We start from the raw sequence: 13042 nt of genomic DNA on the forward strand, positions 1-13042 counted from the left end.
CGGACATGCCGTGGCCGTCCAAATAGGTCTTTCCGACGACAGCGGTAGTTCGTTTTGCAGAGAGTCATCCAAGCGTGAACGGACGGCTGACAGACGCGGTGAACTCGAGGCCGAAGCGCTGTGTCGATCGCACTCGGACCGATCGTCGGTTTGCTCGTCCGTTGGCCGCTCGATCGGCTCCACCGCGGGCCTCGAATACGGATCACCAGACTGATAGCCGTCGCGGCCCGATATCTGGCGAAGTGTACAGCGTCAACGTCCCTGTCCCCGGCCGCGTCCGCCGGCTCGCGGATCGGCTCTATCCCGATCTAGTCGGGTTCGACACCGTCCGCGAGGACCACTCGTGTCTGCTCAAACGGCTGGGCGAGGCCGACCACGTCGCACAGCTTCAACACCGCGCCCACCGCGCGCTCGAGGGAGCGCCCGCCGTCGAGGCCGAGATCACGGGTATCGACTACTTCGAGGACCCGCCGCTTGGCTCCGCGCCGGTCGTCTATCTGGCCGTCGAGAGCCCCGGCCTCGAGGGGATCCACGCCGATCTCACCGAGGCCTTCGAGACCGTCGAGGGACTCGAGGGCAGCGACTACGTCCCCCACGTGACGTTGGCCCGGGGCGGTGACCTCGCGACGGCGAAACGGCTGGCCGACCGCGAGATCGAGCCCGTCCGGTGGACGGTCAGCGAACTCGAGTTCTGGGACGGGTCGTACAAGCTGCCGGTGAGTCGGGTTTCGCTCCCGTCCTGAGCGCGGCCCGCGACGGCAAAGCGATCAGGGAGCCGGCGGCTCGCCGTCGTACGCGCCGTGGTCGCCGTAGAAGTTGAGCATCGCAAATTTGAGCTTGTCCGGGTCGATATCGATCAGCTCCTCGCGTTCCTCGTGGGGGAACGTGCCGTTGACGCTGTATTTCCCGAGATCGGACTTCGCCGAGCGCGAGTAGCGTCGATCGAGTAACGCGCGGACGCCGACGTCCTCGGGCGAGCGGATGACGCGGCCGAGCGCCTGCCGTGTTTTGCGGACCGTCGGAATCTCGACGGCGTACCGCCAGCCGGTATCGGTACCGTCGAAGGCCGCGTCGTAGGCCTCCTGGACCGCCTCGGCCCGGTCGTCGAGATGGGGATAGGGAACGCCGACGACCAGCACCGTGTGGGCGTCGTCGCCGTCGAAACTCACTCCCTCCGCGAGGGTGCCCCACAGCGAGGTACACAACACTGCGTCGTCATCGGCGACGAACTCCTGGCGGAGTTCCTCGACGGACTGGCCCGGTTCGTCCAGATAGACCGGCCGGTCGCCGCGGCGCTCGAGTCGGTCGGCGTACCGGCCGGCCTCGCCGTAATTGGGGAAAAAGGCGAGCGTGTTGCCGGGCGTCATGCGGACGGCGTCACGGATCGCCTCCGTTACCTCGTCTTGTACCGCGGGATCGTCGCGATCCGAGGAGAACAGCGGCGGCGTCTCGACGGCGTACGTCCGGCGGTTGTCGTCGGGGAACTGCAGCCCGTAGGCCATCGTCACGGCATTCTCGAGCCCCAGCACGTCTTCGGTGACGTCGAAGGGCTGCAGCGTCGCGCTCATGAGGACGGTGGCGTAGATCTCGTCGAACAGCTGGCCGGTCACCTGGCGCGGCAGACAGGAGTACAGCTCCGCTCGGCCGTAGATCTCGTCGGTTCCGGCGTCGCGCGTGACGGAGACGACGGGATAGAGCCCCTCCTTCGAGCCCTCGTTCATCCACGCGCTGACGAAGCCGGCGGCCTGCAGCGTCTGACACTCGGTGCGTGTGGCCGTCTCGCCCTCACGGTAGGCCTCCTCATACTCCTCGTCTAACTCCTGACCGAGTTTCATCGCGGCCTCGAGATCGTCGTCGATGCCCCGTCCTGAATAGCGCTGGAGGAACTCGAGGGTGAGGTCGTCCTTGCGGTCCTCGTTGGCGATTGGGACATCTTCCCAGGTCCCGCCGACGGCTTCGCGGTCGCCGAAGCCAAAGGAGTCCTCGTAGGTCTCGACGAGTGCGCGGTGAAAGGCCGAGAGAACGTTCGCGGCATCTTCCGAGCGCGGGTCGTCGGTATCGGCCAGCTCATCGAGCGCGGAGTCGAACGTGCGCTCGGAGCAGGTCCGGGTCGCGTGCTCGCGGGCGGCGTCCTCGACGTTGTGGGCCTCGTCGAAGACGGCGATCACGTCGTCGGGATCGCGGCCGAGCCACCGGAAAAACTGCTCTCGAATGGTCGAATCCAGCAGGTGGTGGTAGTTGCAGACGACCAGATCGACGCCCTCGATCCCTTCTTTCAGGAGTTCGTAGCCACAGAACCCCTGGCGCTCGGCGTACTCGTAGATCTCGTCGGGCGTGCGGACATCGTCGAAGAGCCACGCGAAGAAGTCGTCCGTGTCTTCGGTCAGGTTGTTTCGGTAGTACTCACAGACGTTCTGCTCCTCGAGATCCTCCAGTCGGTCCTCGATGTCCTCGAGTTCCTCCATCACCGCCGAGCGAGCGTCGGCCGCCGACCCGTCGCCGTCCTGACTCTCCGCGAGGAGTTCGCGCTGGCGGCGCTCGAGTTGTTCGCGGTCGCGTTCGGCGTCGACGACGGCGCGGGTGTTGTCCCGCAGGGCCTGACACTCCTCATAGTCGACGTCGATGTGACACATCGAGGACTTCCCTTTGAACACGATCGCGCGAATGTCTTCTTCGCGCGTGATCGCGCGGGCTTCGGCGACGAACTGGCGCATCTGCTGGTGGACGTTGGTCGTAATGACCACCGTCTTGTCCTGTTCTCGGGCCACCTCGAGGGCCGGCACCAGCGACGAGAGGGTCTTACCAGTTCCACAGGCACCCTCGAAGAGCACGTCTTGGCCACGGTGGAGGGAGTTGTGGATGCGGTCCATCGCCTCGCGCTGGTTCTCGTACGGCTGATCGTACGGGAAAAAGCGCATGTACCCGGCAGTCTCGGACACAGTGCGTGATAGGTCCGCGCTGCGATAAAAGGATTCGTCTCGATTCGGTCATCCCCTTTAAACAGCTGCGGGGGAACGACTATCACCGGCCGGCGAGCGCGCGGTACAGGGCCATATATCTCGAGTGCTTGCCCTCGGTATGGCTATTCCCGGATACGATTCCAGTAGCGTCTCCGAGTACGCCCTCGAGAGCGCGGGGGCACGCGTCGATCTCGTCGCCGGCGTGGTTCCCGACGCCTTCGGGCTCGAAAAGAGCGTCAGCGAGCCGCCGGCGGATAGCCTCGCGGATCCGGTCGACCTCGTGGCCTGCGAGGACCTGAAAGCGGTCGAAGCCGTTCGGATCGCGCTCGTCTACGATCCGTCGAAGCTGCCACCGGGTGCGAGTCCCACCGATGTGACGGTCGCCGTCGAAACGGACGAGGGCTGGGAACCGCTCTACTCGACGGTCGATCTCGAGGAGACGACGGTGACGGCGGTGTTGAACGATCGGCCGCCCGGCTCGACGATCGTCGCGGCCCACGACGAAGGGGAGGGCGAGGAGTCCGACGACGCGAGCGCGTAATGTCGGTCGTTACGAGTTCGTCTGTGGTTCGATGTAGATTCGGTTGACCTGATCGTCGTGTTCTCGCAGGGCGCGCTCGAGTGCCGTGATGCGCTCGTCGATCGTGTCGGCGTCGAGGTCGGATTCGAACGCCACGTCGGCGGTGACGAGCAGTTCCTCAGCACCGAAGTAGACGGTCCGGAAATCGATGAGTTCGGTGACGCCGTCCCAGTCGGCGACGATCCGGCGGAGTTCGTCCTCCTTGGCCTTCGGGAGACTCTCCCCGATGATGAGCCGCTTGTTCTCCCAAGCGAGCGCGACGGCAAAGCCCATGAGCATGATGCCGATGATCAGCGCCGCGCCGGCGTCGTACATCGGGTTTCCGGTGACCCGGCGGAGGTAGATCCCCAGCAGGGCGATCCCCGCGCCAGAAAGCGCGATCGTGTCCTCGGTGAGCGCGGTCAGCGTCGTCACGTCGCTCGTTTTCCTGAAAGCCTCGCGGAAGGTCGACCAGCCGTACTCGTCCATCTGGCGGCTCATCCCCTGGTAGGCCTTCCAGAGCGCGTAGGACTCGAAGAGGATCGCGCCGATCAACACGGCGTAGTTGACCAAGATGGGGTCGAACTGCTGCCCGAGCAGCGTGACGTCCTCGCTGGCGCGGTGGACGCCGCCGTGGGTCAGGGCGTTGTAGCCGTGGCGGGCGCTCTCCCACCCGGCGATCCCGAAGAGCATGACGCTGACGAGCAGGCTGTAGAAGAACTGCGCTTTCCCGTGGCCGAAGGGGTGTTCGCGGGTCGCCTCCTGTGCGCCGTACTTGATCCCGACCAGCAGGAAGATCTGGTTACCCGTGTCCGACACCGAATGATATGTTTCCGACAGCATCGCGGGACTCCCGGTCAACAGAAATCCGCCGAACTTCAGCGCCGCGATCGCGGCGTTGGCGAACAGCGCGGCGATGACGACGGAAGTGCTACTGGCCATCGACGGCGACTACGAAAGGGGCACCTAAAAGTGTAAGCGGTTCTAGAGCAAGGGCCGCCGCCGAAAGCCGGCCGAGACCGTATCTCGCTGGGAGGCGACGAACGTCGCCCGACCGCATCGAAAGGAATCTGACAACGGCGACCGAAGCGCGACTATGATCGCGATCTTCTCTGACACCCACAGCAGCGGCGGCCACGACCTCGAGGGCGAGGCCCTGGCCGCGGCCCGTGACGCCGATACCGTCATCCACGCGGGCGATTTCACGACCGAGGCCGCGCTCGAGGTCTTTCAGGACGAGTGCGACCGACTGTTCGCCGTCCACGGCAACGCCGACAGCGCGGCGGTCCGCAACCGGTTGCCGACGGCCCGCGTCGTCGAGGCGGGCGGCGTCCGCGTTGCCGTCACCCACCGTCGAGAGGGTGGGGAGACGGGGCTGGCGATGTTCGGCCGCTCGAAAGGGGCCGATGTCGTCGTCTTCGGCCACAGCCACCGGCCGACGGTCGTCGAGACCGACGACGTGACGCTGTTAAACCCCGGCAGCCACGCCGACCCACGCGGGAACCGGCCGGGATTCGCCGTCCTCGAGCCTGCAGCCGAAGCGGACGGCGGGCTGACGGGCGAGATTCGAGAGCCCGACGGGACGGTGATCGAACCGCTCGAGATTCCGACGGTGTGACGCGAGGGCGGCGGGCCTGTGCGGGCGCGCCGAACGGGTCACCGCAGTTGCATCTCTGCTGCGCGTTCGACCGCGAGGTCGGTGATCTCGTCGATGTCGCTATTGGATCGGTCTGCGAGCACTTTGAGGAGCATGCCGAGTTGGACCGCGGCCGTCGATCGCAACTCGCTGACGTCCTCGGTGTCGGTTCCGAAGTAGTACTCGTACTGGCCGTTCTCGTGGACGATCCCGGCGTAGACGGATCGGAGTTCGTCCTCGGAAACCGCTTCGGACACCCGCGTCTGGAACGCCTCGAACTCGAGGTCTGTCATCGCGTCGAAGAGAACAACGCGGAGCGTAGTCAAGGGATGGGCCGGCGCTCTCCGCGACGACTCAGTCGGCTCACCACCGGTCCGAGCAGCGCGTCTCGACCGCCGAAATCACTACCCTCCCTCGCGACGTACGCGGCGTATGGACCGAAGCGCTGACTCGAGCGGCGTCTCGAAACTCCTCATCGCGATCACCCTGTCCGTGGCGGTCGGCGGAGCCGCCTTCTTGGCGTGGCGACGGGCGGCCCCCCTCTCGCGGTGGTACCGACGGACGCGACGACGGCGTGACGAACGCACGCAACGCGGACCGAACCCGCAACGGACGCCCGGAACGGACCCGATCTGATCGGACGCGACGACAGTCACGGACCGGAGACGGCAGGTCCTATCTTTTCGTACGGTCTCGCCGAACGCTACGGCAGTGAACAACACATACGATTCCCGTGACGAACGGCCGATCGTCCGCGTCACTGTCGGCCGCGGTAGGCCGCCGAGCGTTGCTCGAGAACCGGCGGGTGACGATGCCGACGAAACGGCTCACCCCCTCGAACGGGGGCGGAAAACCCTCCAGACGGCCCGCACCGCCGCCGAACGAGTAGCCGTGCTCGAGGTCGGTTCGACCGGCGCTCGCGCGCTCGAACCGCTCGTGCTCGTTACGACCGAGGGGCGGACGGCCTACCATCCGCAACCCTCGTCCGAGCGAGTGCAGACGCTCGTCGACCGCGCCGAAGCGGGAACCGTCGGCGCAGACGACGCCGCGTGGGTCGTCGAACACGACCCCGACACCGAGACGCTGCCGACCCCGGCGGACGGGCCGCTCGCGATCGGAACGCGGCGCGTACTGGGCGGCTGCGGGTGGACGGATCCCGAGGAGAGCGCCGGCGCGACCGCGGACGCCACGGCGCTCGCGCGCGACGATCCGGCGGCGGCGCTCGAGCGTCTGTCCGAGATCGGCCTCCTCGGACGCGGTCGCGGCGACGCGAGTCAGGACACCGCGCTCGCCGAGTCCGTGGCCACCGTGCGCGAGGCCGCGGGCGATCCGGTCGTGGTGGTCAACGCCAACGAGAGCGACCGCCGAAACGAGACCGACCGAACGTTGCTCGGCGGGTCGCCAGCGGCGGTGCTCGACGGGGCGCTCGCCATCGCCGAAATCGTCGGCGCGGACCCCGGCGACATCGTCGTGTACACGAACGAAGACGACGACCTCGTCCGTCACCGAACCCGTAGCGCGGCCGTTGCGGTCACCGACGCCCTCGGCGAAGACGCGGCCGACGACGCGGAGTCTCCGCAGGTCGTCGCCGGTCCGGACGAGTACATCGCCGGGGAGTTCACCATGGCGCTCGAGGCCCTGGAGGGCAACGACCGGCTGGAAGCGCGCCTGCGCCCGCCGGGACCCGCCCGACACGGGCTGTACGGCCGCCCGACGATCGTACAGACGCCCCGGACGCTGGCGCAGGTGCGCGCCGCGCTCCTCGAGCCCGGTGCTTTCGACGCCGCTGACGCCGACCCCGGAACCCGGCTCGTCACCGTCACCGGCGACGTAGGGACGCCGGCGACCGTCGAGGTGCCGACCGGGAGTTTGCTTTCGGCCGTCCGCGACGCCGTCGACGCGCCGGATCAGATCAAGATGGCGTGTATCGGCGGTCAGTTCGGCGGCTTCACTCGATCGCTTGACCACACCGCGACCGCGTCGGCACTGAGAAATGCCGATCTCGGCACCGAGGGCGTGGTCGAACTGTTCGATCGGGATCGCTGCGTGCTCGCGACGGCCGGCGAGCGCATCCGGTTCGCCAGCGAGGAGAACTGCGGTCGCTGTTTCCCCGGCCGCGAGGGCTCGAAACAGCTCCTCGGCCTCCTCCGAGAGATCTACGACGGAACGTACGACGACGATATGGTACGAGAACTCATCCGGACGATGGACAGTTCGAGCCTCTGTGACGTCGGCCGGTCGGCGGCACGGAGCGTCGAGACGGCCCTCGACCGATTCGAGACCGAAATCGAGGCCCACGCGGCCGGTCGCTGCCCGAGCGGTGCCTGCGAGGTGTCCGGATCGTGAGCGCGGACGACCCCGGCCCGACCGAGCACGGGCCGACCGAACACCTGCCGGGCGTTCCCGACGTCGACGACCCGCGCTCGAGCACGCCGCTGACCGAGGACTTCCGCACGGGGACGGCAAACGACCCCGACGTCGGCGTCGAGAGCGACGAGATGACGACCGTAACGGTCGACGGCCACCCCGTCGCCGTCGCCCCCGGATCGACGCTCATCGACGCCCTCGAGACGGTCGATACCGCGTCCGACGTGCCGGCGCTGTGTTACTACGACCGCGACACCGAACAGGCCGACGAGATCGGCCCGCGCAGCACCTGCCGGACGTGTATGGTCGAAACCGACGCGTACGGCGTCGTCCCAGCGTGTAGCTTCCCGGCCGAGGACGGCCTCGAGGTTGCCACCGACGCGACCGACGCGGCGGAGGCGCGGGACGTCAACCTCGACCTCGTCCTCGGGAACCACAACCTGCGGTGTACGACCTGCGGCCAGAACGGCCGCTGTGAACTGCAGGACGTCTCCATCGAACACGGCGTCAATCGGCCCCGGTACGGCGTGTTCGACGAGCGCGACGCGTACGCTCCCATCGACGACACGTCGGTCATTCAGATCGATCGCAACAAGTGCATCCTCTGTAATCGCTGCGTCGAGGCGTGCAACGACGTACAGAACGCGGGCGTCCTCCGGATGTCCGGGACGGGCGACGACATCCACATCGACTTCCAAAAACCCGACGCCGACACGATGGAGGACTCGACCTGCATCTCCTGTGGTCACTGCGTCACCGTCTGCCCGACCGGATCACTCGTCGAAGAGGGGCTCGTCGACGCGACAACTATCCCGCTTCCCGGATTCACGCAGAAGGTCTCCATCGGAAAAGTACGAGAGGGGAGCCCCGTCGAAACGACCGACACGGCCGACGCACCAAACCGCGAGGTGCCGTCGTTCGGCGGGGGCACACTCGAGGTCGAGGATCACCCGGACGGCGAGCCCCGGACGGACGCCGAGGCGCTCGAGGGCGTCTCGAAGTTCATGGCGACGGCGAAACGGCGGGCGTCGGCACTTCCCGACCGGGCGGCCGAGACGGTAGAGCACGCCGCGGAGTCGGTCGCGGAGAAGTCGCTGACGATCGGACAGCTCTTCGACGCCGCACAGGTCGTCAGCGGCGTTCGGAAGCGCGAGCTCACCGTAGCCGACACGACCTGTACCTACTGCGGCGTCGGCTGCCGGTTCGAGCTGTACGGTCGGGGCGAGGAGGTCCTGGGCGTCCGGCCCGCCGACCCCGACCAGACGCCGGCTAACGACTTCTCGACCTGCGTGAAGGGGAAGTTCGGCTACGACTACGTCAATTCCGACGAACGGTTGACCACGCCGCTCGTCAAGGAGGACGGGACGTTCCGGGAGGCCTCGTGGGACGAGGCGCTGACTCGCATCGTCGACCGCCTGACCGAAATCCGCGACGAGTACGGCGCAGACTCGCTGGCGGTAACGTCCTCCTCGAAGGCCACGAACGAGGAGAACTTTCTCGCCCAGAAGTTCGCCCGGCAGGTGCTCGGAACACCCCACGTCGACAACTGCACGCGGCTCTGTCACTCCTCGACCGTCGCCGCGTTGAAGCAGACGGTCGGCTACGGCGCGATGACCAACCGCATCAACGAGGACATCGGCGAGACCGACTGTTATCTCATCACCGGCTCGAACACGACCGAGAGCCACCCGGTGTTAGCGACGCGGATCGTCCAGAACGTCCGTGACGGTGCCGATCTGTTCGTGTTCGACCCGCGGGAGATGACCATCGCGGAGCATGCGGACCAGTACAGCCGGACCAAGCCCGGCACGGACACCGCGTGGCTCAACGGGATGATGCACCACATCATCGAGGAGGAACTCTACGACGAGGCGTTCGTCGACGAGCGCACGAAACACTTCGACGAGCTGAAGGAGACCGTCGAACCGTACACTCCCGACCGGGTCGAGGAGGTGACGGATGTCCCAGCGGCGGAGCTTACGAACGCGGCCGAGACCATCGCAGCGGCGGACACCTGCGTCTACGGCTGGGCGATGGGGCTGACCCAGCACGCCCACGGCACGCGCAACGCACTCGCCATCGCGAACCTGGCGCTGCTCTGTGGCCACGTCGGCAAGCCGCGGTCCGGGCTCTCGCCGTTTCGCGGCCAGAACAACGTCCAGGGCGGCGGTGGCGATATGGGACCGATCCCGAACAACCTCCCGGGCTACCAGTCCGTCACCGACGACGACGTACTGGACAAGTTCGAAGCGTCGTGGGGTGTCCGGCCGCCGGACGAGGTCGGCCTCCGTATCACCGAGATGTTCAGCGCCATTCCGGGCGTCGAGGAGACCGTTGCCGGCGGGACGGGGACCGACGCGTACGGCGGCGACTATCCCACCTCCGGCGAGGGGGACCGCGGTACCGACGATCCGGGCGCGGGCGAGGGATACAGTCCCCAGATCACCGACCTACACGGGATGTATATCGTCGGCGAAAACCCCGCCCTGTCCGAGCCAGACATCCAACACGCCGAGGCGGCGCTGGCGGCGCTTGACTTCCTCGTCGTTCAGGAGCTGTTCATGACCGAGACGGCGAAGCACGCCGACGTGGTGTTACCGGCGGCGTCGATGGCCGAGAAGTACGGCACCACCACGAACACCGAGCGCCGGATTCAGCTCGTTCGGCCGGCCGTCGAGTCACCGGGCGACGCGCGGACGGACGCCGCCATTCTCCGGGACCTCGCCGGCCGGCTTGGGTTCAACTGGGACTACGAGAGTCCCGCCGACGTGATGGACGAGATCAGCGATCTCACCCCCATCTACGGCGGCGTCAGCTACGACCGCCTCGAGGAGAAAGAAGACGGCCTCCAGTGGCCGTGCTGGGACGAGGATCACCCCGGAACGCCGTACCTCTACGAGGAGGCGTTCAACTTCGACGACGGGCTCGCGCGGTTCGTGCCGTCGGAACTGGCGGACGGTCTGCATCCGGGTCCGACCGAGGAGTACCCGTTCACGCTCACCACCGGGCGGGTCCTCTACCACTGGCACACGGGGTCGATGACGCGCCGCGGAACCGCATCGATGAAGCAGGTGTCAGAGAGCTTCGTCACCATCCATCCGGACGCGGCCGATCGGCTCGGCATCGCGGACGGCGAGTACGTCAGTGTCGAGTCCCGACAGGGCGAAATCGTCGTGAAGGCGAACGTCGAGGAAACGTCGGGGCCGGACGTGTTGTTCATCCCGATGCACTTCGTCCACGGTGCCGTCAACACGTTGACCAAAGAGGAGTTCGATCCGCGGAGCAAGATTCCGGAGTACAAGATCACGAACGTCCGCGTCGAACCGCTCGGAACGGATCCCGCCGTCGAACCGACATCGCCCGACGAGCTGGCCGACGACGACTCCGAATCGCTGGCGGGAACCGACTAACGCTCCACGGCGCGTCTCCCATTTCCCACGATCGGAAGAACACGGAACCCGACGGACGCGCGAGCCTCGGTCGCTCGAGCGATGACTGGGTCCGGTCGCGAGACGAGCGACGACGCCAGCGGGGAACTGAATCGAAAACGGTGTCAGAGGGGGGTGCCGCCGCAACGGGACCGGACTGTCAGACGGGAGCGAGCGGCGGCCGAACCGGCGCGGCCGGTGGGGACGGGCGGCAGGCCTCGATCCCGAGGTCGAGCCTCGGACGGGAGGTGGTGGCTAGAGGGCAGCGATCGAGGCCTACGATGACCTATGCACCGACCCACGTTATACGCAGCGCAAGCTGAAGCGTCGATTTCAGCTAGTTGCCGGGGTCGATTTCGACGACTCGGGGTCGAAACGATTAACCGCGGTGACAGAGTAGCCGGCGCGTATGCTGGACCTCATCACCGGCCTCCTTCCCGACGATCCCGTCATCATCGCGGTCGTCCTGATCCTGCTGGCGCTGGTCTTTTTCTTCTATCTGCTCTTGCGCCGGACCGTCCTCGAGTTCCGCGACGGGATGCGCGGCGGCGAGCGCTGATGTCGACGACGGGTCGATCGCACGGCCGTCGTCGACTCGAGTCCCCGCCCGCTGCCTCATCACGAACCGTTTTTTCCTCCCCGCCTCAATAGCGAGACATGGACCCACGCATCCGCGAGCACGCCGAGATCATCGCGAACCACTCGGTCGATCTGGAAGAAGGTGACAACGTCATCATCGACGCCCACCCCGTCGCCGAAGACCTGGTCGTCGCGCTCCACGAAGTGATCGGCGACCGCGGTGCAAACCCCGTTACAACGAGCCAGCGAACCGGCAAGCGCAGCCAGCGCGCCTACCTGCGAGCGTCAGACGGCGAGTTCGAGACGCCGGAACACGAACTCGCGCTGATCCAGAACGCGGACGTCTACATCGCCATCCGGGCCAGCGACAACGTCACCCAGACCAGCGACGTCGATCCGGAGATCAGCGCGGCCCACCAGCAGGCCCACCGGCCCATCCTCGAGGAACGGCTCTCGAAGCGGTGGTGTCTCACGCAGTTTCCCGCGCCCGCGAACGCCCAACTCGCCGAGATGAGCACCGAGGGCTACGAGGGCTTCGTCTGGGACGCCGTCAACAAAGACTGGGAACAGCAACGCGAACACCAAGCGCATATGGTCGAGATCATGGACCCCGCCGAGGAGGTCCGCATCAAAAGCGGCGACACGACTGACGTGACGATGTCCGTCGCGGGCAATCCGACGCTGAACGACCACGGCGAGCACAACCTGCCCGGTGGCGAGGTCTTTACCGCTCCCCAACCCGACAGCGTGGAGGGCGAGGTGCTGTTCGACATGCCGCTCTATCACCAGGGCCGGGAGATCACGGACGTCTCACTCGAGTTCGAGGGCGGCGAAGTCGTCTCCCACTCGGCGGCGAAAAACGAGGACGTGCTCACGGAGGTCCTCAACACGGACGACGGCGCGCGCCGACTCGGGGAACTTGGCATCGGGATGAACCGCGACATCGACCGGTTCACCTACAACATGCTGTTCGACGAGAAGATGGGCGATACGGTCCACATGGCCGTCGGTCGGGCCTACGACGACACCGTCGGCGAGGGCAACGAGGCCAACGACTCCGCGGTCCACGTAGACATGATCGTCGACATGAGCGAGGACTCGTTCATCGAAGTGGACGGGGAAGTCGTCCAGCGTAACGGAACGTTCCGGTTCGAAGACGGGTTCGAGGAGTAACGAGCGGCTTTGTATCGACGGTTTTGCGCCAGCGCGTGAAATCTCGCGAGCCGTGCGAACGAGCGCAAAGCGCCCGCGAGCAACAGAGCGGTCGCAGAGCGACCCCGAGCGGACAACCGTCGGCGTGACTCGTTCGTCGACGTGACCGTGACGCGGTGGGCGAGACGGTCCCGTTCGGTTCGATGGCGGACAAGCACGAGCAACCGAGACGGCTTCGCGCCCGAAACAGACGTTGCACCGTCGATGCGGCGGTCCGGAAAGCGGTGGCAGTGCGATCGAAGGTGAGTTTCGGCGTAAAATCGATCTGACCAGTTACTGAGAACGTCAGTAAATATAATAG

At 66.4% G+C, this 13042-nt stretch carries 11 protein-coding genes; 8 read left to right on the top strand and 3 right to left on the bottom strand.

Features of this window, described 5'->3' with window-relative positions; translation table 11 throughout:
* Positions 1-242: 242 nt before the first annotated feature.
* Complete coding sequence (locus ACJ70B_RS07870; protein ID WP_408959848.1) at positions 243-743, top strand: 2'-5' RNA ligase family protein; 501 nt, start codon at positions 243-245, stop codon at positions 741-743.
* 24 nt (positions 744-767) lie between these two features.
* On the opposite strand, the gene ACJ70B_RS07875 is transcribed toward ACJ70B_RS07870, so the two are convergent.
* Positions 768-2918: an ATP-dependent DNA helicase gene (locus tag ACJ70B_RS07875; protein WP_408960089.1), complete on the bottom strand. Its 2151-nt coding sequence runs from the start codon at positions 2916-2918 to the stop codon at positions 768-770.
* Between the two features lie 160 nt (positions 2919-3078).
* Between ACJ70B_RS07875 and ACJ70B_RS07880 the strand changes: the two genes are divergently transcribed.
* Positions 3079-3501: a hypothetical protein gene (locus ACJ70B_RS07880; RefSeq protein WP_408959849.1), complete on the top strand. Its 423-nt coding sequence runs from the start codon at positions 3079-3081 to the stop codon at positions 3499-3501.
* Positions 3502-3510: 9 nt separating this feature from the next.
* Here the strand turns inward: ACJ70B_RS07880 and ACJ70B_RS07885 are convergent, their stop codons facing one another.
* Positions 3511-4461 carry a cation diffusion facilitator family transporter gene (locus ACJ70B_RS07885; RefSeq protein WP_408959850.1) on the bottom strand — a complete coding sequence of 317 codons (951 nt, stop codon included), beginning with the start codon at positions 4459-4461 and terminating at the stop codon, positions 3511-3513.
* A 154-nt stretch (positions 4462-4615) separates the two neighbouring features.
* Here ACJ70B_RS07885 and ACJ70B_RS07890 point away from each other — a divergent pair, with 154 nt between their 5' ends.
* Positions 4616-5137: a metallophosphoesterase gene (locus tag ACJ70B_RS07890; protein ID WP_408959851.1), complete on the top strand. Its 522-nt coding sequence runs from the start codon at positions 4616-4618 to the stop codon at positions 5135-5137.
* 38 nt (positions 5138-5175) lie between these two features.
* On the opposite strand, the gene ACJ70B_RS07895 is transcribed toward ACJ70B_RS07890, so the two are convergent.
* Positions 5176-5448 (bottom strand): hypothetical protein, encoded by a 273-nt coding sequence (locus ACJ70B_RS07895; RefSeq protein ID WP_408959852.1) that lies wholly within the window; start codon positions 5446-5448, stop codon positions 5176-5178.
* A 139-nt stretch (positions 5449-5587) separates the two neighbouring features.
* On the opposite strand from ACJ70B_RS07895, the gene ACJ70B_RS07900 reads away from it, so the two are divergent.
* From ACJ70B_RS07900 to ACJ70B_RS07920, 5 genes are all read left to right on the top strand, one after another.
* Positions 5588-5791 carry a hypothetical protein gene (locus tag ACJ70B_RS07900; protein ID WP_408959853.1) on the top strand — a complete coding sequence of 68 codons (204 nt, stop codon included), beginning with the start codon at positions 5588-5590 and terminating at the stop codon, positions 5789-5791.
* 75 nt (positions 5792-5866) lie between these two features.
* Positions 5867-7501 carry an NADH-ubiquinone oxidoreductase-F iron-sulfur binding region domain-containing protein gene (locus tag ACJ70B_RS07905; RefSeq protein WP_408959854.1) on the top strand — a complete coding sequence of 545 codons (1635 nt, stop codon included), beginning with the start codon at positions 5867-5869 and terminating at the stop codon, positions 7499-7501.
* Positions 7498-10932 carry a molybdopterin-dependent oxidoreductase gene (locus ACJ70B_RS07910; protein ID WP_408959855.1) on the top strand — a complete coding sequence of 1145 codons (3435 nt, stop codon included), beginning with the start codon at positions 7498-7500 and terminating at the stop codon, positions 10930-10932. The genes ACJ70B_RS07905 and ACJ70B_RS07910 overlap by 4 nt, the downstream gene beginning before the upstream one ends.
* A 427-nt stretch (positions 10933-11359) precedes the next feature.
* Positions 11360-11509: a hypothetical protein gene (locus ACJ70B_RS07915; protein ID WP_408959856.1), complete on the top strand. Its 150-nt coding sequence runs from the start codon at positions 11360-11362 to the stop codon at positions 11507-11509.
* A gap of 98 nt (positions 11510-11607) precedes the next feature.
* Entirely contained in the window at positions 11608-12702 is a 1095-nt protein-coding gene (locus ACJ70B_RS07920; protein WP_408959857.1) for an aminopeptidase, read from the top strand.
* The last annotated feature ends 340 nt before the right edge of the window (positions 12703-13042 follow it).

Origin of the sequence: Natrinema sp. 74 (assembly GCF_046097095.1) — an archaeon.
In the GTDB taxonomy this organism is placed as follows: domain Archaea; phylum Halobacteriota; class Halobacteria; order Halobacteriales; family Natrialbaceae; genus Natrinema.